The sequence below is a fragment of the Streptomyces sp. NPDC101490 genome (genome assembly GCF_044767145.1).
In the GTDB taxonomy this organism is placed as follows: domain Bacteria; phylum Actinomycetota; class Actinomycetes; order Streptomycetales; family Streptomycetaceae; genus Streptomyces.
Genome location: NZ_JBIWNI010000001.1, coordinates 402077 through 420640, shown reverse-complemented (window position 1 = coordinate 420640; position 18564 = coordinate 402077). Strand labels below are relative to the sequence as shown.

Here is an 18564-nt window from a genome sequence, read left to right as displayed (position 1 = left end):
CCCGGGGGCGGAGGGGATGACCAGTGGCGACAGCTCCGTACCTCGTCCCCCGCCCCACGGGTACGGCCCCGGGACCGGCGCCCGTCGGCCGCGAGGAACTCCTCGCCCGGCTCGAACGCGCCCTCGCCGCCCGGGGCCGCGCCCTGCTGACCGGTCCCGCCGGAGTCGGCAAGACCGAGGTCGCGTTCGCCGCCGCCACCCGCGCCGAGGCCCGCGGCGAGACCGTCATCTGGCTGGCGACCCTGCCCTCCGACCGCGAGATACCCGGGGCTTCGGCCGCCGCGCTCGTCGCCTCCGTCGCGGCCACCACGGTCCGCCCCGACTCCGGCCCCGACCCCGGCGCCCACCCGCCCGGGACCCCCGGGGTCCTCGCCGGACTCCCCGGCCCCCAACGCACCGCCGTCGCCATGCTCTGCCGCGAGGCGCCCCTCGCGGCGGGCGGCTGGGACCCGATCGCGCTGCGGCTCGGCATCGCCCAGATCCTGCGCGCCCTCACCCGCCGGGGCCCCGTCCTCCTCGTCGTCGACGGGGCGCAGCACATGGACGCCGACAGCGCCGACCTGCTCCGCTCCGCCCTCCACCTGGCGCCGACGAGCCTGCGGGTGGTGGCCGTCGAGACCCCGGAGCCGTACGCGGAGGCGGGCGGGCCCTACCGCGAACCCCATCGGACCGAGGACCCGTACGCCACCCGGCTCTGGGTGCCGTCCGAGGCGGACGTCCTGCTCGTGCCACCGCTGCACGCCGACGAGATCGCCGAACTCCTCATCCACCACCGGCTGCCCTCCCGGATGGCCGGGCGCATCCACCGCGCCAGCGGCGGCAATCCCCGGCTCGCGCTCGCCGTGGGCCGTTCGCTCGCCGACGCCCGGACCCCCGTGCACCACGCCGAGGCCCTCACGCTCTCCGGCCGGGCCCGCGACCTCGCCCGCCAGCTCCTCGGCGCCGCGCCCCCCGCCGTCCGCGCGACCCTGCTGCTCGCCGCCCTCGCGCTGCGCCCGTCGGCGGCCCTGGTACGGCGTGCGGGGCGGTCCAACGCCGAGGCGGACCTCGCGGCGGCCGAGCGCGCGGGCCTGGTGTCGCTCGCCGAGGACGGTTCCCTCTCCTTCACCGCGGGGCTGCTGCCCTCCACCCTCGTGCACGACGCCTGCTGGGCCGAGCGGAGCGCCGGACACGCGGCCCTCGCGGAGGTCGTCGACGATCCCGTCGAGGCGGTACGGCACCGGGCCCTCGCCACCGATCGTCCCGACGAGGACCTGGCCGCCGAGGTCGCCGCCGCCGCCGACCTCGCCCGCCGCCGGGGCAACAGCGCGCTCGCCGCGGAACTCGCCCTGCTGGCAGCCGAGTCCACCCCCGGACGGCACGGCACCCGGCGGATCGCCCGGCTCGTGGACGCCGCCGAGGAGGCCGCCCGTGCGGCCCGCGCCGACCTGGCGATGCGGGCCGCCACCGATCTGCTCGCCCGCGACGCCGGACCCGCCGACCGGGTCAGGGCGCGGCTCGCCGTGCTCGACACGGCGGGGCAGGGCCTCACCGGACTCGACGAGATGTACGTGCACGCCATGGAGGACTCCGAGGAGGACACCGCGCTGCGGGCCGCCGTCCAACTTCGGCTCGCCATCAAGTACGTGCTGGCCGACGGCGACCCGGAGCGCTCCAGGACCGCCGCCCTCGAATCGGCCGCGCTCGCCGCCTCCACCGGCGACCCGCGCCTCGCGGCCCAGGCCCTGACCGTCCAGGCGCGGATGGAGCGGGCCCTGGGTTCGCCCGACACCGAGGCCGTCCTGGCCCAGGCCCGTGCCCTGGAGCTGGCCGAACGCCCCCTCGGCATCCGCAACGCCGCCCAGATCCTGACGATCCGTCATGCTCTTTTCGACGACCGGCTGTCCGACGCCCGCGACGAACTCGGCGCGCTCCTCCCGCTGGTGCGGCGGCGAGGCTCCGTCGAGGACGCCATCGAGCTCTTCCGCACCCTCGCCGAGATCGAGTCGCGGATCGGCCGCTGCCCCAGCGCCCTCGCGCACGCCGGACAGTCCCTCGCCCTCACCCTGGAGGCGGGCCTCTCCCCCGGCCCCGCCTGGTACGCCCTCGCTCTCGCGGAGACCGCGGGCGGCAGCTTCGCACGGGCGGCGAGCTACGCCCGGCGCAGTGTCCAGGCGTCGGAGGAGGAGGGTGACCGGATCTTCCTCTCCCGCAGCCGGTACGCGCTGGGCCGGGTCCAGCTCGTCAACGGGGACGTCGCCGCCGCCCTGGAGACCCTGCGGCGCGTCCAGGCCGACGAGCGCGCCCAGTCGACCGTGGACCCCTCGATGCTGCGCTGGCACGAGGAGTTGGCCGAGGCGCTGCTCGCCACCGACGCGGGCGACGAGGCCCGGACCCTCCTGGAAGAGGTACGGCCGGTGGCCGCCCGGCTCGGCCGGAACACGGTGCTGCTCGGCTGCGACCGGGTCCACGGGCTGTGGCTGGCCGCGGAGGGGCGGACGGACGAGGCGGCGCAGTTGCTGACCAGGACGGCCGAGCGGTTCGGGCGCGCCGGGCTGCCCCTGGAGCGGGGGCGGGCCCTGATCGCGCTGGCCCGGGTGGAGCGGCGCAGACGGCGCAGGTCGGCGGCGCAGGGCGCTCTGTACGAGGCGGCGACCGTGTTCGAACGGGCGGGGGCGGCGCCGTGGCTGGCCCTCGCCACCGAGACCCCGGCGGGTGGCACCGTCGAGGGCCCCGGGCCCGGCTCCGGGAGCGAGGAGGCACTGCCCGGTCTCTCCGCGCTCACGGAGGCGGAGCTGCGGCTGGCCCGGCTCGTCGGGCAGGGCGCCAGCAACCAGGAGGCGGCGGCGAAGCTGTATCTGAGCGTGAAGACGGTGGAGGCGCGGCTGACCCGGATCTACCAGAAGCTCGACGTCCGGTCACGGGCGCAGTTGGCGACGGCCCTGCGGCCGTGAACGGGCGGGTACGGGGGCGGGGCATCTCCCCGACAACCGGCCCGCCCCGAGTAGGCACCGGGGCCAGGGGGGCCTCCCTCTGCGGGCGCACGCCCGGGACACGCCGACGGAGCCCGGAGGCGCACGCGCAGGAGCCTCCTTCCGCGCCCTGCCAGGACACCCTCACACCTCAACGACAACCACAGTTGTCGGAACCGCCGCACGTAAACTAAAGTTTCCATATGGCGATACCTGAGATCACTCCCGAAGAGCGCTCCGCGCTCGACAAGGCCCTCCTCGACGCCCTCACCCCCCTCGCCTCGGCCCTGCGCGCACGCGCCACGGGCCTGCCCGAGGAGCGCATGTGGAGCGAGGACCCGGTCGAGGTGGCCCTGTCCGTGCTCGCCACCTGGAAGGTGGTGGACACCCGGGTCGGGCATCTCACCGCGACGGCCGCGGGCACCGCCGGGGCCTACGGGGCGAGTTACGAGCGGCTCGGCGCCGCGTGGGGCATCACCCGGCAGGGCGCGCGCAAGAAGTGGCCTGACGCGGTCGGACGCGGGCCGGTCGCTCCGGTCGTCCTCGAACTCTTCGGCGGTCGTGCGGAACTGACTGATGATCAGCCCTCGGGGCAATGGCGGTGGACGGGTCTGGGAGCCGACGGCACCCGCGGCGCCGCCGACCCCGGGACACCGTCCGCGACCAAGGAGGAGGCCGCCGCCTACGCGGGCGCCTTCCTCCGGGAGCACGGCACGGTTCCGGTTCAGGACCCGTCGGGGAGGAGCAGCGCGTAGGTGCCCCGGGCCCGGGTGCCGTCGGGGAGGCGCCACTCGGCCTCCACCCGGCCCCCGCCGGTGGGGGCCGCCTCCGGGCCGGGGCTCAGTCGGCGGCTCAGGCGCAGGGTCGGGGCGGCGCCCCCGGCACGTACCGCCACGTCGGTGTGGCCGGGGCCGTCCACGACTCCGGTCGGTTCCGCGTCGGAAGGGCCCGCCGACGCGGCGGGCGTCACGGTGACGGTGGGGTCGACGGCGTCGCTGAGGTTCTGGTCCTGGGCGTGTGTCCGGCCGGTGAGGAGCGCGTACGACTGGGCGACGAACACCGGGTCGTGGGCGCCGTCGTAGATCCAGCGGGTGCCCAGGACGCCGTGCTCGGAGGTCCCCACGAGCGCGTGCCCGGCGCCCGGGAGGGGAGCCGATCGGTAGGTGAGGGGGACGAGGTACGCGGCTCCGTCACGGTCGGTCACGGCCATGAACTCGATGCCGACCTCGCCCGCCGGGTCGTCGAGGCGGAAGCCCCCGGCCTTCGCGGGGCTCGCCTCCGTGCCCGTGAACCACTTCTGGCCGGGGAGCCACGCGGCGAGCAGTTCCAGCTTGGTGGGCCGCATGGTGGTCTCGTGGATGACGGCCATCGTGTCTCTTCTCCTCGCTCGTCGCCCCGGGCTTCCCGGGTGCGGGGCCCGCGCAACGTAGCAGACCGGTCCGGGGGTCGCCGCGCGCGCCGGGCCGCCCCGTCCTAGCCTGGGAGGTGGAGTTGTCCCCGGCCGGCAGGAGGGCCCGCCGTGAGGTACTCACGCACATGCCGCAGACGCGTCTGCGCGGGCATCGCGGCTCTCGGAATCTTCGCCGCGCCGGTCGGCGCGGGCGCCGCCTTCGCCGCCGAACCGCCCACCCCGGGAACGGTCCTGACGAGTTCGTCCCCGGCGGCGAGCGACGACTTCCCGCAACTGACCCCGGCGGTCGCCCAGCAACTCGACCGGGCCGTCCAGGACGTGATGAAGCAGACGGGCGTGCCCGGTGTGACGGTCGGCCTGTCCGCGCCCGGCAAGGGCACGTACATCCGTTCCTTCGGCGTGGCCGACAAGGAGACCCGGCAGCCGATGGACCCGGGTCTGTACATGCGGATCGGCAGCGAGACCAAGACGTTCACGGTCACCGCCCTGCTCGAACTCGTCGACCAGGGCAAGGTCAAGCTCGACGACACGATCTCGCGGTACGTGGACGGGGTGCCGAACGGCGACCGGATCACCCTGCGGAACCTCGCGTCGATGCGCAGCGGGCTGTTCAACTACTCGGCGGACGACGGCTTCTACAAGGCGTTCACCACCGACCCCGACCGGCCTTTCACCCCGCAGGAGTTGCTGGACTACTCGTTCAAGCACCCGGTGAAGTTCCAGCCGGGCGCCGAGTTCGACTACTGCAACACCAACCTGATCCTGCTGGGTCTCGTCGTGGAGAAGGCCGGCGGGATGCCGCTGAACGAGTTCATCCAGAAGAACGTCCTGGATCCGGCGGGTCTGCGGCACACGGTCTTCCCGATGGACGCCGCCTTCCCCAGCCCGCACGCGCACGGGTACACGAACCAGACCGCGTCCGGCAAACTGGAGGACGCCACCGACTGGAACCCGTCCTGGGGCTGGGCGGCCGGAGCGATGATCTCCGACCTCCAGGACCTGCGGACCTGGGCGAGGGTGGTCGCCACCGGGACGCTCCTCAGCCCCGCGACCCAGGCGGAGCGGCTGCACACGTATCCGACCGGGGTGGCCGGCGCGGGATACGGGCTCGGCATCTTCGACATCCAGGGGTGGATCGGGCACAACGGCTCCCTGCCGGGGTACCAGTCGCTGACCATCTACCTGCCGGAGTCCCGGGCGACCCTGGTCGTCCTGCTCAACACCGACGTCACGCACGAGGGCAGCGCACCCGGCACCCTCTTCGGCCAGGCGATCACCAAGATCGTGACTCCGGGGCACGTCTACGACATTCCCGTTCCGGCGTCGCCGGGCACGGGCTGACGTCCCCTCCGACGCGCCGGGCCGGGGCCGACGCCCCGAATGATGTCCGAAACGCCCCTTCGTTCCGTATGTTGCTCGCGGTACGAGAGCCGTGCCGCCGCACCGCACCACGGGAGCACGAATGACCGGTGGACCCGAGCCCATCAGCGCCCACGCCCGCAAGGGCCTGGAGCGGGAACTCGCCGACCTGCGCACCGAGCGCGAGGCCGTCGCCGTCACCCTGCGGGACGGCGGCGACCAGCCGGGCGACCACGCCGACCAGGCCGACGAACTCGAACGCGTCACGGAGCTGAACCGGCTGGACCTGCGCATCGACGAGATCCACGGGCGCCTCGCCGAGGCCGCGACGGCCGGGGCGCCCCGTACCGACGCGGTCGGCGTCGGCACCACCGTGACCGTGCGGTTCGAGGACGGCACCCGCACCACGGTCCGCATCGGCGAGGACGCCGTCGTCCTCGACGGAACCGTCGTCACCGTCGACAGCCCGCTCGGCGGCGCCCTGCTCGGCCACCGGGCCGGTGACACCGTCTCGTACCTGACGCCCGAGGGCCCGGCGACCGCGGTCGTCCTGTCCCTGGGCGGCTGACCGGACGGCGGACGCCCCCGCTCAGGGTTCGAGGACGACCACGGCCTCGTCGGTGTACGCCAGGAAGGTCAGCGTCTCCTGGAAGTACAGCTGGACGCTGTCCGCGTCGTGCCCGGTGTAGCCGATCGCCAGGTCCTGTCCGAGGCGCAGTTCGAAGTCGCCGCCCCGGGTGGACAGGACGAAGCCGCCGCTGAGCGCCGGGGCCCAGATCGGGGAGCCGTCCAGCATCCGGGTGAGGTGCGCGGCGATCGGGTAGCCGTGGTCGGAGGTCTCGCTGACCGCCCGGTACTCGTCGGGGCCGAGGAGCAGGGCGTACGGTCCGTCGACGCCGGCGAGGCGCAGGGCGGTCAGCGCCCGGCTCACCGCGTCGGGGTAGTCGCGCGGTTCGGCGGGCAGCCGCACGACCGGGTTGGAGGACCGGGTGCGCAGCCCTTCGACGCCCGCCGCCCCGTACCCGTCGAAGATCGTCCGGTCCTCGACGAACGCCATCGCGCGGGCCGCGTCCTTGACGGGCTGCCAGTCGGAGTCCTTGGAGCCGCGCTCGACGTCGTCCACGGCGGACCGGGCGACGGTGAACGGCACTCTGAGTTCGACCAGGGGTTTCGACTCGCGGAGCCGGGCCGTGACACCGGGGGCGGGCGGGCTCATGTCGGTGAGGTGTCCGGTGCCGACGGCGGCGAGGCCGGGTCCGGCCGGGTCGGGCACGTCGACGACCCGGCGCCCCGCCACATGGCGCCGGAAGGTGCGGCGGGCCTCCTCCTCGATCTCGGCCCACGCCTCCGCCGTGATCGGCGCGAGTTCGCGGTGCAGGTTGGTCGTGGCGGGTCCGTGGTGGACCTGGCTGGTGGCCTCGGGGGTCGTCATGGGGGCTCAGGCTCCTTTCAGGCCGCCGATGCCGAGGGTGTCCCCCGGGCGGGCGGCGTCCGGCGGCGCGGTGGGCAGGTCGTCGAGGAGGTCGGCGCTCGGCACGAAGAACAGGTTGCCGGTGACGGCCCGGGAGAAGTCGAGGATGCGGTCGGTGGTGCCCGGCGGGTTCCCCAGGAACATGTTCCGCAGCATCTGCTCCGTGACGGAGGGGGTTCTCGCGTACCCGATGAAGTACGTGCCGAACTCGCCCCGTCCGACCTGCCCGAACGGCATGTTCGCTCGGAGGATCTGCCGGGAGACGCCGTCCTCGTCGACGATCGTGTTCAGCGCGACGTGCGAGTCCGGCGGTTTGACGTCGTCGGGCATCTCCACGTTCGCGGCCTTGCTCCGGCCGATGGCCCGTTCCTGCTGTTCGACGGTGAGCGCGTCCCAGGCGGCGATGTCGTGCAGGTACTTCTGCACGACGACATAGCTGCCGCCCCGGAAGCCGGGGTCCTCGTCGCCGATGTGGACGGCTCCGGTCGCGGTGGCGCCCATGGGGTTCTCGCTGCCGTCGACGAAGCCGAGGAGGTCGCGTTCGTCGAAGTACGTGAAGCCGTGCACCTCGTCCACGACGCCGACGGCGCCGCCGAGCCGGTCGACGATCAGCCGGGCCAGCTCGAAGCAGAGGTCGGGGCGCCGGGCCCGCAGGTGGAACAGCAGGTCACCGGGGGTGGCGGGGGCGCGGTGCCGGGGGCCGTTCAGGGCCGGGAAGGGGTGCAGCTCGCGGGGGCGCGGGCCGCCGACGAGCCGGTCCCAGGCGTCGGAGCCGATCCCGGCGACACAGGTGAGACCGGCGTCGCGCAGCCGGAACGAGACGGAGCGGGTCAGGCCCGAGAGGTCCTGGAGCGCGTCCCTGACCGTGGCCTCACCACCGGGGTTGACGGTGGCCACCAGGAACACGGCTGCGCGGGTGGGCGGCGTGACGACGGGCTGGACGACGACCATGGCGCTCCCGGCCGGACGGTGATCAGCGAGACTCCCGATGGCCCGCACACGCGCGCGTGCCGACGGAGCCCACACACGCAAGTACCGACAAAAGGGAAGAACAGGACAGCGTCAGCGTAGGCGCGGGACTTCGGGCACGCAGCACGGGATCGGCCGGGTGGCAGCCCTGCCCTTGTCCGGAGCCGCGACCGGAGGGCCCTGACGCCCGGCACTTCACGGTGACGCCCGGCATTCCGCGGTGACTCCCGGCATCGCGCGGCCACACGGCCGGGGCGGGAGCCCCGGGCACCCCGTGGGGAACCCGTACGGGGTGGCCGTGGCAGAGTCGTACGGGGCAGCCGGGAGCGGTACGCCCGTCATCACGCCCGGGGCAGTGCTCCGAGGAGAGGAGCGGACCATGGGCCGAGTGACCGTACGACGGCGGGTCCTGCGCGTACGGGAGGGGAACGCCTCCTACCGTCCGGACACCCTGGCCGCCGAGGAGCCGATGGAGATCCGTGTCGGCGGGCGCCCGCTGACCGTGACGATGCGCACCCCGGGGGACGACTTCGACCTCGCCGTCGGGTTCCTGGTGAGCGAGGGCGTGGTGCACGCCGCCGCCGACGTGGCAGGGATCCGCTACTGCGCGGGTGCCACCGCCGACGGCGGCAACACGTACAACGTGGTCGACGTCGTGCTGGCCCCCGGGGTCGCCGCCCCCGACGCCTCCCTGGAGCGCAATTTCTACACGACGTCCTCGTGCGGTCTGTGCGGCAAGGCCAGTCTCGACGCGGTCCGCACCACGGCCGCCTGGTCGGTCGCCGAGGACCCGCTGCGGATCGGTACGGAGGTCCTGGCGGCCCTCCCGGACCGGCTGCGGGCGGCCCAGCGGGTCTTCGACGCGACCGGGGGGCTGCACGCGGCCGGGCTCTTCGACGCCGGGGGCGAACTGCTGTGCCTGCGGGAGGACGTCGGCCGGCACAACGCCGTGGACAAGGTCGTCGGGCACGCCCTGCGCGAGGGTCTGCTGCCGTTGCGCGGATCGGTCCTGATGGTCAGCGGCCGGGCCTCGTTCGAGCTGGTGCAGAAGGCGGTGATGGCCGGGATCCCGCTGCTCGCGGCGGTGTCGGCGCCGTCGTCGCTGGCCGTGGACCTCGCCGCCGAGAGCGGGCTCACCCTGGTGGGCTTCCTGCGCGGCACGTCGATGAACGTGTACACGGGTGACGAACGGATCCACCCGGTCCCGACGGCCTGAGACCCGGACCAGGGGGCGCGTGGGGGATGGCCCGTAGGGCCCCGGGGGCCTCGCGGGGAACCCCGTACACCCTCGGACCCTTGCGGGTGTCCCCTACGGCTCTGGGGACATGCGGGATACGTCCCCCGTACGCTCCCCAGGAGCACGTCCGCCCCGGGGCCCTGCCGGTGTCGGCCGGGCCCCGGGGCGGGTGGACCGGGTCAGGCGGCTGCCGTGCCGCTCTCCGCGGGTGCCGCGCCCGAGTCCGCTTCCGCGTCCGTGCTTCCGCCGTCGTCCGTCGGCGCGGGCGCCCGGACGGTGCAGTGCAGCGAGTCGTCGATCACGTCGGCGACGATCGTGTCCCCGGGGTCGGCCTCGCCGCCGAGGAGCAGCGAGGCGATCCGGTTGTCCAGCTCGGTCTGGATCGTGCGGCGCAGCGGACGCGCGCCGAACTCCGGCTGGTGGCCGTGGGCGACCAGGAGCTTCTTCGCCGCGTCGGTGACCTCCAGGGTCATGCCCTGTGCCCGCACCCGGTGCTTGCTGCGGTCGAGGAGGTGGTCGACGATCTCCGACAGGTCGTCCTCGGTGAGGCTGTGGAAGACGATGATGTCGTCGATGCGGTTGAGGAACTCGGGCAGGAACCGGCCCCGCAGATCCTCCATCAGCTCGTCCTTCAGCTCGGCGGCGTCGCCCTCGTGCGCGAGGATGCGGTGCGCGCCGATGTTGGACGTCATGATGACGACGCAGTGCCGGAAGTCGACCGTGCGGCCCTGCCCGTCGGTGAGGCGCCCGTCGTCGAGGATCTGGAGCAGGGTGTTGAAGACGTCGGGGTGCGCCTTCTCCACCTCGTCGAACAGGACGACGCTGTACGGGTTGCGGCGCACCTTCTCGGTGAGCTGTCCGGCCTCCTCGTAACCGACGTATCCGGGGGGTGCCCCGACGAGCCGGGCGACCGTGTGCTTCTCCTGGAACTCGCTCATGTCGAACCGGATCATCCGGTCCTCGTCGCCGAAGAGGAGGTCGGCGAGGGTCTTGGCGAGTTCGGTCTTGCCGACGCCGGTCGGGCCGAGGAAGAGGAAGGAGCCGACGGGACGGTTCGGGTCGCCCATGCCCGCGCGGCTGCGGCGCACCGCCTCGGAGACGGCGGTGACGGCCTCGTCCTGGCCGACGATCCGGGCGTGCATCTCCTCCTCCAGCCTGAGGAGCTTCTCCTTCTCGCTGGCGGTGAGCTGGGAGACGGGGATGCCGGTCCGCCGGGACACGATGTCGGCGATGTCGGAGGCGGTGACGGAGACGACGCCCTCACGGCGCTCCTCGATCCCGGCGAGTTCGCCCTCGACGTCGGCGACCTCCCGCTTCAGGTCGGCCGCCTTGTCGAACTGCTCGGCGGCCACGGCCTGGTCCTTCTCGCGCCGCAGCTTGGCGAGCCGGTCCTCCCGGCTGACGACCTCGGTGGAGCGGGCCGCGCCGCGCAGCCGTACGCGGGCGCCCGCCTGGTCCATCAGGTCGATGGCCTTGTCGGGCAGGAAGCGGTCGCTGATGTACCGGTCGGAGAGTTCGGCCGCCGCCGTCAGGGCGCCGTCGGCGAACCGGACCTGGTGGTGGGCCTCGTACGCGTCGCGCAGTCCTTCGAGGATCTGTACGGTCTCCTCGACCGTGGGCTCCGGGATGAGCACGGGCTGGAAGCGGCGCTCCAGGGCCGCGTCCTTCTCGATGTGCTTGCGGTACTCGTCGATGGTGGTGGCGCCGACGACGTGCAGCTCGCCCCGGGCGAGGGCGGGCTTGAGCATGTTGCCCGCGTCCATCGAGCCCTCGCCGGTGGCTCCCGCGCCGACGACGGTGTGGAGTTCGTCGATGAAGACGATGACGTCGCCGCCCGCGTTCTGGACGTCCTCGATGACCTTCTTCAGGCGCTCCTCGAACTGGCCCCGGTACTGCGCGCCCGCCACCATGCCCGACAGGTCCAGGGAGACGACCCGTTTGCCCTTGAGGGTGGCCGGGACCTCGTCGGCGACGATCCGCTGGGCGAGACCCTCCACGATGGCGGTCTTGCCGACGCCGGGCTCGCCGATGAGGACGGGGTTGTTCTTGGAGCGGCGGGAGAGGATCTCGATGGTCTGCTCGATCTCCTCGGCCCGGCCGACGACCGGGTCGAGCTTTCCGGCCCTGGCCTCCTCCGTGAGGTCCCGGCCGAACTCGTCGAGGCTCGTCGCGGGCTGCTTGGGGGCGGTCTGGGCCCCGCCCTCGGGACGGGCCGCCCGGTCCGTGAGGCCACGGAGCTTCTCCACGTCCTGGCCGTCCGCGCCCAGCAGGCGGGTGGCGCCGGAGTCGGAGTCGTCGAGGAGGGCGGCGAGGATGTGTTCGGGGCCGATGTACGACACGCCCGCCTGCTGCGAACGCCCGTAGGCGGCGGCCAGGGTGCGCTTCGCGGCCGGGGTGAGCCCCGGTTCCGAGGAGGGTTCGCCGGACTCCCTGGGCAGCACCGCGTCCAGCTGCGCCGCGAGCGCCTCGGGGTCGACGCCGACCTGGGAGAGGAGCCGCCGCGAGGGGTCGACCTGCGTCGCCGCCCACAGCAGGTGCTCGGTGTCGAGGTCGGAGGTGCCGTCCTCCTCCGCCTTACGGGTGGCCAGGCTGAGGAGTTCGTGCGAGGACTCGGTGAGCAGCCGTCCGATGGGGACGCGCTGCACGGCCGGGGGCGACGACGCGGGCGACATCCCGAAGAACCGGTTCAGCATGTCGCTGAACGGATCGGACGAACCGAGGGGTGAACCGAACGCCATCGACATGTCAGCTCCAGGGACGCGGAGGGGGTCGTACCCACTCAAACCTGGTCGTTCGGGCTCCGCAACCGGAATGGATCTCAGGGATTCCACGGCGGTACGGGGCCACAGGAGCCCTCGGAAGCACCACCGGTACGGCCCCGGACGCATGGCCAGGGGTGGGGTGGCCGGGCCTGGCGACGGCGGACCCGGCTGCGGGTCCGACGGAAGTGGCGGGGCGGGCCCGGCGGGGTGGGGCTGCGGCTGCGGCTGCGGCTGCGGCTGCGGGCGAAGGCCACGGGTCCGGCGGAGGTGGCGGGGTGGGCCCCTCCACTGCGACGGGCCGGGCGGAGTATCGGACCGGCCGGGGCGGGCCCGACCGTGGTGGCGGGGTGGGGCGGCGGTGGAGCCGACGAAGCGGGCCCAAGGGCGGCTGGCCCGGCCGGGGGCGGCGGGGCCGTCCGAGCCGCGAGCCCGGCCCGGACGGAGACCGGCCTCCGTGGCCGGGCACGGGCCCCGGCCGCACCCCGACGCGGAGGTCCGCCCCACCGCCCCACCGCCCCGCCGCCTCGGTCACCTCGTCGATGACCGGCCGCTGTCCGGACGGCCCCGGGGCCCGGGGCCGGTCGTCACCGCCAGTCGTCCCAGGGCGGCGGCTCCTCCGTCTCGTCCATGTCGTAGGGCGGTTCCTCGTCGTACGGAGCGTCGGCCGGCAGCGCCTCGGCACGGGCGGGCGTCCCGGCGGAGGGAGCAGCTCCGTTCCCCACGGCGGCCCTGACGCCGGTGACGGCCGCCGCTCCGGCAGGGGCCCCGTTCCCGTCGGCCGTCTCCGTTCCGGCGGGGGCGCCGCCCCCGGTCGCCCCGCATTCCGCGAGCGCGCCGAGGACGCCCTCCGCGTACTTGGCGAGCTTGGCCTCGCCAACCCCGCCGACCGTGCCCAGTTCCGCCACCGTGCCGGGGAGCTGCGTCGCGATCTCCCGGAGCGTCGCGTCGTGGAAGACGACGTACGCCGGTACGCCCTGCTCGCGGGCGGTCGCCGCCCGCCAGGCGCGGAGGGCCTCGAAGACCGGCGCGGCCTCGGCGGGCAGGTCCACCGGCACCCGGGCGCCCTTGCCGGTGCGCGCGCCGGACTCCTTGCGGGCGGCGGCCGGGGCCTTCTCCTTCCGCATGGTGACGGTGCGGCGCCCGCCGAGGACCTCGCCGCTGCCGTCGGTGAGGACGAGGGTGCCGTAGTCGCCCTCCACCGCGAGGAGGCCCTGCGCGAGGAGCTGCCGGACGACACCCCGCCATTCGGCGGTCCCCAGGTCGGCGCCGATGCCGAACACCGAGAGCCCGTCGTGGTCGAACTGGATGACCTTGGCGGTCCGCTTGCCCTGGAGGATGTCGATGATCTGGCCCGCGCCGAACTTCTGGCGCCGCTCCTTGGCGAGCCGCCACACCGTGGACAGCAGCTTCTGGGCCGCGACCGTGCCGTCCCAGGACTCGGCGGGAGTCAGACAGGCGTCACAGTTGCCGCAGGGTCCGCTCTGCTGCCCGAAGTAGGCGAGGAGCCGCACTCGGCGGCAGTCGACGGTCTCGCAGAGCGCGAGCATCGCGTCGAGGTGCTGGGCGAGGGAGCGCCGGTGCTGTTCGTCGCCCTCGGAGCCGTCGATCATCTTCCGCTGCTGCACGACGTCCTGGAGGCCGTACGCCAGCCAGGCGGTCGCCGGTTCGCCGTCGCGTCCGGCGCGGCCGGTCTCCTGGTAGTAGCCCTCGACGGACTTCGGCAGGTCCAGGTGGGCGACGAACCGCACGTCGGGCTTGTCGATGCCCATGCCGAAGGCGATCGTCGCGACCACGACGACGCCGTCCTCCCGCAGGAACCGGGACTGGTTCGCCGCACGGGTCCGGGCGTCCATGCCCGCGTGGTACGGCACGGCCGCCACGCCGTTCTCCACGAGGAGCGCGGCGGTCTTCTCCACCGAGGAGCGGGACAGGCAGTAGACGACTCCGGCGTCGCCGTCGTGCTCGGTCCTGATCAGTTCGAGCAGCTGCTTGTGCGGGTTGTTCTTGGGGACGATGCGGTACTGGATGTTGGGCCGGTCGAACCCGGCGACGAAGTGCCGGGCCTCCTCCAGGCCGAGGCGGGCGGCGATCTCCCGGTGGGTGGCCTCGGTGGCCGTCGCCGTCAGCGCGATCCTCGGCACCTTGGGCCAGCGCTCGTGCAGCATGGACAGGGCGAGGTAGTCGGGCCGGAAGTCGTGGCCCCACTGGGCGACGCAGTGGGCCTCGTCGATCGCGAACAGCGACACCCTGCCCCGGTCGAGGAGCCGCTGGGTGCCCTCGGTGCGCAGCCGCTCGGGGGCCAGGTAGAGCAGGTCCAGCTCGTCGGCGAGGAAGGCCTGCTCGACGGCCTGCCGCTCGTACGTGTCCTGCGTCGAGTTGAGGAAACCCGCCCGGACGCCGAGGGCCCGGAGCGCGTCCACCTGGTCCTGCATGAGGGCGATCAGCGGGGAGACGACCACGCCCGTGCCGTCCCTGACCAGCGCGGGGATCTGGTAGCAGAGGGACTTTCCGCCGCCGGTCGGCATCAGGACGAGGGCGTCGCCGCCGTCGACGACCTGCTCGATGATCTCCTGCTGCTCCCCTCGGAAGGAGCTGTAGCCGAAGACGCGCTGGAGCACCCGCGCCGCGTCGGAGATCTCGGAGGATTCGTCGGTGAGGACCATTCGTCCAGCCTATAGGCCGCCGAGGACACTCCGGCGGCGCCGACGGAACCTGTGGACAACCCGGCCGGTGGACCGTACCGGGCAACTGTGCGGGGCCCGTACGGCGTCTTCCCGTGCGGTACGGCCGGACCGCACCGGCCACCGCGACGCCCCTGCCGGGGGAACAGGAACGGGACAGAGCATGAGTGACAAGGCACGCGTCCTCTTCGACGCGCTCGATCTCGACCAGGACGGCGCCCTCACCCGGGTCGAGGTCATCAACGCGCTCCGGGAGAAGGGCCCGACCCTCGCGGCGCGGGGGGTGATCCCCTTCTGGGGCGTGGGGAGCGACGACGACGCGTCGGCGCTGTTCGACGAGGCGGACCGGAACGGGGACCGGGTGCTGACCTTCGAGGAGTTCGCCGCCCTCGTGGACCGCCGTTTCGGCTGGTGATCAGGTCCCGGCCGGGAAAGGCCGGAGGAGGGCGGTCCCGGACGGCCGGACGCCGGGACGGCTGGCCGGAGGGGGCGGTCCTGGGCAGGCCGGAGGGGGGGGGGGGGGGGGGGGGGGGGGGGGGGGGGGGCGGGGGGGGGGGCCCCCCCCCCCCCGCCCCTCGGGGACGACGGTCGGCCGGGGGCCGTAGGGGTCAGGAGATCTCGGGGAGGAGCCCGGTGACCGGCGCGGCCTGGTCGGTGAGCTGGCGGAGCTGGCCCAGGTCGTGCAGCCCGTTGAGGCCGTTCAGCTGACCGGCGATCCCGGGGTACTGCGCGCGGGACTCGGCGGGGAGCCCGGTGGTGGCGAGCGCGTCGAGTTCGGCGACGGGGTTGATCGGGGGGCCGAGCGGGCTGGTCGCGGCCTGGGCGGCGGAGGCGCCACCGAGGCAGGTGAAGGCGGCGGCCACGGCGAGGAGCGAGGTGATGCGTCGTGTAGAGGTCACACCCTCACAACGGCCCGCCCCGCCGTCGGACACGGCCGCTCCCGGCCCCGGCCACCCGAAACGGCCCCGGCCGCCCGAAAGGACCACCCCCGGCGCCGGTGATCCCGTAGGGGGACCTCAGCGATCCCGTACGGCCCCGTCCGCGTCCCCTGCGGGAGTGACCGTGTCCCCTACGGGAGCGCTCACGTCCCGTACGGGGGCCGCCGTGTCCCTTACGGGGTGCCGGCTCATGATCGAGACACGGTTGAAGGCGTTGATGGTGATCGCCACCCAGACGACGGCGGAGATCTCGTCGTCGTCCAGGACGGCGCGGGCCTCCTCGTAGGCGCGGTCCTGCGCGAGACCGTCCGCCGGGTGGGTGGTGGCCTCGGCGAGGGCGAGGGCCGCGCGCTCCCTGGGGGTGAACAGTTCGGTCTCCCGCCAGGCGGGGAGCACGCCGAGGCGCCGGGGCGTGTCACCGGACCGGAGCGCGGCCCGGGTGTGCACGTCGAGGCAGGAGGCGCAGCCGTTGATCTGTGAGACGCGGAGGTTGACCAGTTCGACGAGAACGCGGTCCAGGCCCGCCCGCGCGGCTTCGGCCCGGACGGTCTCGGCGGTCCTGAGCAGCGCCTGGTAGCTCGCCGGGTGCTGCTTGTCGAGGTAGACCCGTCGGCCGTCGGTGGCCCGTGTCACGTCGGTCACGATGTGCTCCTTCGCCGTCCCCGTGCGCTTCACGGGTTCTGGGGCTATGATCACCCATTATTGTTGAAAACGAAACTACACCTCTCATGGAGATCACAGGAAAGGGGTCGGCCATGTCCGACACGGAGGTCGAGATCCTCACCGCCCGGGACGTCCCGCTCGGCGGACCGCGCGCCATGACCGTACGCCGCACCCTGCCCCAGCGGTCCAGGAGCCTGATCGGCGCCTGGTGCTTCGCCGACCACTACGGGCCCGACCGGGTCGCCGAGTCCGGCGGCATGGACGTGGCGCCCCACCCCCACACCGGTCTCCAGACCGCCAGCTGGCTCTTCACCGGGGAGATCGAGCACCGCGACAGCCTCGGCACCCACGCCCTCGTGCGCCCCGGCGAGATCAACCTGATGACCGGCGGACACGGCATCAGCCACACCGAGGTCTCCACCCCCGGCACCACCGTCCTGCACGGCGTCCAGCTCTGGGTCGCCCTCCCCGAGGAACACCGCCACGCCCCCCGCGACTTCCGGCACCACGCGCCCGCCCCGGTCCGGCTCGACGGCGCCGAACTCCGCGTGTTCCTCGGCACCCTCGCCGGGGACACCTCCCCCGTCCCCACCTTCACCCCGCTGCTCGGCGCCCAACTCCTCCTCGACCCCGGCGCCACCGTCACCCTCGACGTCGATCCCGGTTTCGAGCACGGTCTGCTCGTCGACGAGGGCACGGTACGGCTCGCCGGAACGGTCCTGGAGCCCGCCGAACTCGGTTACGTCGCTCCCGGCCACGCCACCCTGACCCTGACCAACGAGTCCGGCCACCGCGCGCGGGCCGTCCTCCTCGGCGGTACCCCTTTCGAGGAGCGGATCGTGATGTGGTGGAACTTCATCGGCCGCACCCACCAGGACATCGTCGAGGCGCGGGAGGAGTGGGAGCGCGCCTCCGACCGCTTCGGCCACGTCGAGGGCTACCCCGGCGACAGGCTCCCGGCCCCCGTCCTCCCGAACGCCTCCCTCACCCCGCGCGGCAACCCGCCCCGCACCTGAACCCCCCTCCATCTCCCCCGGAAAGGCCCCCCATGAGCGAGCAGACCGGCACCCCCGTCGTCCGTGACGTCGAGGCCCGCCACCGTTACGAGATCCTCGTCGACGACCGGCGCGCGGGCCTCACCGCCTACCGGGACCGCGACCGGCAGCGGGTCTTCTTCCACACCGAGATCGACGACGCCCACGCCGGGCAGGGCCTCGCCTCGATCCTGGTCGAGCAGGCGCTCACCGACGTCCGCGCCTCCGGCAGGCGGCTCGTCCCGGTCTGCCCGTACGTGGCCAAGTTCCTGAAGAAGCACGAGGAGTTCGCGGACATCACCGACCCGGTGACCCCCGAGGTCCTCACCTGGCTGGAGGCCCAGCTCGCCCGCTGAACCGGGCCCCCGGGGGCCCTGAATAATGGGCCCCCCGGGTTCCTCCGCGCGCGAGCGGCCGTGACCCGGCCGACCGGGAGGAACGAGCACCCCATGACACCGATGACACCGATGGCACTGACGGCGGGCCTGCGCGTCCGGCTGACGACGGACCTGCGGCTGGGCGGTGTCACCCGGGACGACGGGTCTCCGGCCGGATTCCTGGCCGTGGCGGCGGGCACCGAGGGCACGGTCGAGCGGGTGCGCACGTACGAGAAGCGGTGGAGCACGGACGCCCGCGAGTACGAACGGCTCAAGACGCTCCTCGACGACTACGGCCCCCAGATGCCCCCGGAGAGCCTGGCCCGGCTGGAGGAACAGGTCACCTCACTGGAAGCCGCGTGGACGGCCTTCCAGCGGGAACGGAACCGGGTGACCGCCCGCGTCCGCCTCGACAGCGGCCTCGTACTCGACGAGACCCCTGAGGACGCGTTCGTGCGGGCGTAGGCGGCGGAGAGCGCCGACGGGCCGCCCGCACGGGCACGTGGCCACCCGGGCCCCACGCACAGGACAGGACCCGTGGCGGGCGCGGCGGGGACGTCGTCCGACGGGCCTGCGTCGCCACCTTCGGCCGGAACCAGTGGTTCTGAACGCCCTCCGCCGCCCGACCGTTCACCCGGACCGGACCGTGCGCGTCGAGCTCAGGGGCGCACACGTCCCGCCCGCCCCCTGAGGGACGGCACTCCGGTGCAG

16 protein-coding genes are annotated in these 18564 nt (G+C 73.8%); 9 read left to right on the top strand and 7 right to left on the bottom strand.

Going from position 1 to position 18564, the window contains the following annotated elements:
• Window positions 1–23: 23 nt before the first annotated feature.
• A complete protein-coding gene (locus ACIRQY_RS01815; RefSeq protein WP_403921639.1) occupies window positions 24–2933 on the top strand; it encodes an AAA family ATPase in 2910 nt (969 codons plus the stop codon).
• 221 nt (window positions 2934–3154) lie between these two features.
• Window positions 3155–3706, top strand: a complete 552-nt coding sequence (locus tag ACIRQY_RS01810; RefSeq protein ID WP_351790785.1) for a hypothetical protein — start codon at window positions 3155–3157, stop codon at window positions 3704–3706.
• On the opposite strand, the gene ACIRQY_RS01805 is transcribed toward ACIRQY_RS01810, so the two are convergent.
• A complete protein-coding gene (locus ACIRQY_RS01805; protein ID WP_403921637.1) occupies window positions 3676–4320 on the bottom strand; it encodes a 1,4-alpha-glucan branching protein in 645 nt (214 codons plus the stop codon). The genes ACIRQY_RS01810 and ACIRQY_RS01805 overlap by 31 nt on opposite strands.
• A 150-nt stretch (window positions 4321–4470) precedes the next feature.
• Between ACIRQY_RS01805 and ACIRQY_RS01800 the strand changes: the two genes are divergently transcribed.
• Together ACIRQY_RS01800 and ACIRQY_RS01795 are read left to right on the top strand one after the other, a co-directional pair.
• Window positions 4471–5703 carry a serine hydrolase domain-containing protein gene (locus tag ACIRQY_RS01800; protein WP_403921635.1) on the top strand — a complete coding sequence of 411 codons (1233 nt, stop codon included), beginning with the start codon at window positions 4471–4473 and terminating at the stop codon, window positions 5701–5703.
• Between the two features lie 121 nt (window positions 5704–5824).
• On the top strand, window positions 5825–6289 hold the full coding sequence (locus ACIRQY_RS01795) for a GreA/GreB family elongation factor (RefSeq protein WP_403921633.1): 465 nt from the start codon (window positions 5825–5827) through the stop codon (window positions 6287–6289).
• A gap of 21 nt (window positions 6290–6310) precedes the next feature.
• Here the strand turns inward: ACIRQY_RS01795 and ACIRQY_RS01790 are convergent, their stop codons facing one another.
• Together ACIRQY_RS01790 and ACIRQY_RS01785 are read right to left on the bottom strand one after the other, a co-directional pair.
• A complete protein-coding gene (locus tag ACIRQY_RS01790; RefSeq protein WP_403921630.1) occupies window positions 6311–7153 on the bottom strand; it encodes a family 1 encapsulin nanocompartment shell protein in 843 nt (280 codons plus the stop codon).
• A 6-nt stretch (window positions 7154–7159) separates the two neighbouring features.
• The gene (locus tag ACIRQY_RS01785) at window positions 7160–8143 is read right to left on the bottom strand and encodes a Dyp-type peroxidase (RefSeq protein WP_403921627.1); all 984 of its coding nucleotides are present in this window, start codon (window positions 8141–8143) and stop codon (window positions 7160–7162) included.
• Between the two features lie 397 nt (window positions 8144–8540).
• Here ACIRQY_RS01785 and fdhD point away from each other — a divergent pair, with 397 nt between their 5' ends.
• Window positions 8541–9377, top strand: coding sequence for a formate dehydrogenase accessory sulfurtransferase FdhD (fdhD, locus tag ACIRQY_RS01780; protein ID WP_403921624.1), 837 nt, complete (start codon window positions 8541–8543; stop codon window positions 9375–9377).
• A 200-nt stretch (window positions 9378–9577) separates the two neighbouring features.
• Here fdhD and ACIRQY_RS01775 read toward each other — a convergent pair whose 3' ends face one another.
• Both ACIRQY_RS01775 and recQ read right to left on the bottom strand, forming a co-directional pair.
• On the bottom strand, window positions 9578–12142 hold the full coding sequence (locus ACIRQY_RS01775; protein WP_403921621.1) for an ATP-dependent Clp protease ATP-binding subunit: 2565 nt from the start codon (window positions 12140–12142) through the stop codon (window positions 9578–9580).
• Window positions 12143–12744: 602 nt separating this feature from the next.
• Window positions 12745–14823, bottom strand: a complete 2079-nt coding sequence (gene recQ / locus ACIRQY_RS01770) for a DNA helicase RecQ (RefSeq protein WP_403921618.1) — start codon at window positions 14821–14823, stop codon at window positions 12745–12747.
• 181 nt (window positions 14824–15004) lie between these two features.
• Here recQ and ACIRQY_RS01765 point away from each other — a divergent pair, with 181 nt between their 5' ends.
• Window positions 15005–15256, top strand: coding sequence for an EF-hand domain-containing protein (locus ACIRQY_RS01765; RefSeq protein ID WP_403921615.1), 252 nt, complete (start codon window positions 15005–15007; stop codon window positions 15254–15256).
• Between the two features lie 193 nt (window positions 15257–15449).
• On the opposite strand, the gene ACIRQY_RS01760 is transcribed toward ACIRQY_RS01765, so the two are convergent.
• Both ACIRQY_RS01760 and ACIRQY_RS01755 read right to left on the bottom strand, forming a co-directional pair.
• Entirely contained in the window at window positions 15450–15740 is a 291-nt protein-coding gene (locus tag ACIRQY_RS01760; RefSeq protein ID WP_351790758.1) for a hypothetical protein, read from the bottom strand.
• Window positions 15741–15857: 117 nt separating this feature from the next.
• Window positions 15858–16421, bottom strand: a complete 564-nt coding sequence (locus ACIRQY_RS01755) for a carboxymuconolactone decarboxylase family protein (protein ID WP_403921612.1) — start codon at window positions 16419–16421, stop codon at window positions 15858–15860.
• A 113-nt stretch (window positions 16422–16534) separates the two neighbouring features.
• Between ACIRQY_RS01755 and ACIRQY_RS01750 the strand changes: the two genes are divergently transcribed.
• The 3 genes from ACIRQY_RS01750 (at window position 16535) to ACIRQY_RS01740 (ending at window position 18318) form a co-directional block, all read left to right on the top strand.
• Complete coding sequence (locus ACIRQY_RS01750; protein WP_403921609.1) at window positions 16535–17458, top strand: pirin family protein; 924 nt, start codon at window positions 16535–16537, stop codon at window positions 17456–17458.
• Window positions 17459–17490: 32 nt separating this feature from the next.
• A complete protein-coding gene (locus ACIRQY_RS01745; protein ID WP_403921606.1) occupies window positions 17491–17832 on the top strand; it encodes a GNAT family N-acetyltransferase in 342 nt (113 codons plus the stop codon).
• A 93-nt stretch (window positions 17833–17925) separates the two neighbouring features.
• Window positions 17926–18318 (top strand): hypothetical protein, encoded by a 393-nt coding sequence (locus tag ACIRQY_RS01740; RefSeq protein WP_403921603.1) that lies wholly within the window; start codon window positions 17926–17928, stop codon window positions 18316–18318.
• Window positions 18319–18564 lie beyond the last annotated feature (246 nt).

Bases quoted from the DNA above. Each gene is read 5' to 3' on its own strand.
- ACIRQY_RS01810 (WP_351790785.1), top strand. From the start codon at position 3,155: ATGGCGATACCTGAGATCACTCCCGAAGAGCGCTCCGCGCTCGACAAG.
- ACIRQY_RS01805 (WP_403921637.1), bottom strand. From the start codon at position 4,320: ATGGCCGTCATCCACGAGACCACCATGCGGCCCACCAAGCTGGAACTG.
- ACIRQY_RS01795 (WP_403921633.1), top strand. From the start codon at position 5,825: ATGACCGGTGGACCCGAGCCCATCAGCGCCCACGCCCGCAAGGGCCTG.
- ACIRQY_RS01790 (WP_403921630.1), bottom strand. From the start codon at position 7,153: ATGACGACCCCCGAGGCCACCAGCCAGGTCCACCACGGACCCGCCACG.
- ACIRQY_RS01785 (WP_403921627.1), bottom strand. From the start codon at position 8,143: ATGGTCGTCGTCCAGCCCGTCGTCACGCCGCCCACCCGCGCAGCCGTG.
- fdhD (WP_403921624.1), top strand. From the start codon at position 8,541: ATGGGCCGAGTGACCGTACGACGGCGGGTCCTGCGCGTACGGGAGGGG.
- ACIRQY_RS01775 (WP_403921621.1), bottom strand. From the start codon at position 12,142: ATGTCGATGGCGTTCGGTTCACCCCTCGGTTCGTCCGATCCGTTCAGC.
- recQ (WP_403921618.1), bottom strand. From the start codon at position 14,823: ATGGTCCTCACCGACGAATCCTCCGAGATCTCCGACGCGGCGCGGGTG.
- ACIRQY_RS01765 (WP_403921615.1), top strand. From the start codon at position 15,005: ATGAGTGACAAGGCACGCGTCCTCTTCGACGCGCTCGATCTCGACCAG.
- ACIRQY_RS01750 (WP_403921609.1), top strand. From the start codon at position 16,535: ATGTCCGACACGGAGGTCGAGATCCTCACCGCCCGGGACGTCCCGCTC.
- ACIRQY_RS01745 (WP_403921606.1), top strand. From the start codon at position 17,491: ATGAGCGAGCAGACCGGCACCCCCGTCGTCCGTGACGTCGAGGCCCGC.
- ACIRQY_RS01740 (WP_403921603.1), top strand. From the start codon at position 17,926: ATGACACCGATGACACCGATGGCACTGACGGCGGGCCTGCGCGTCCGG.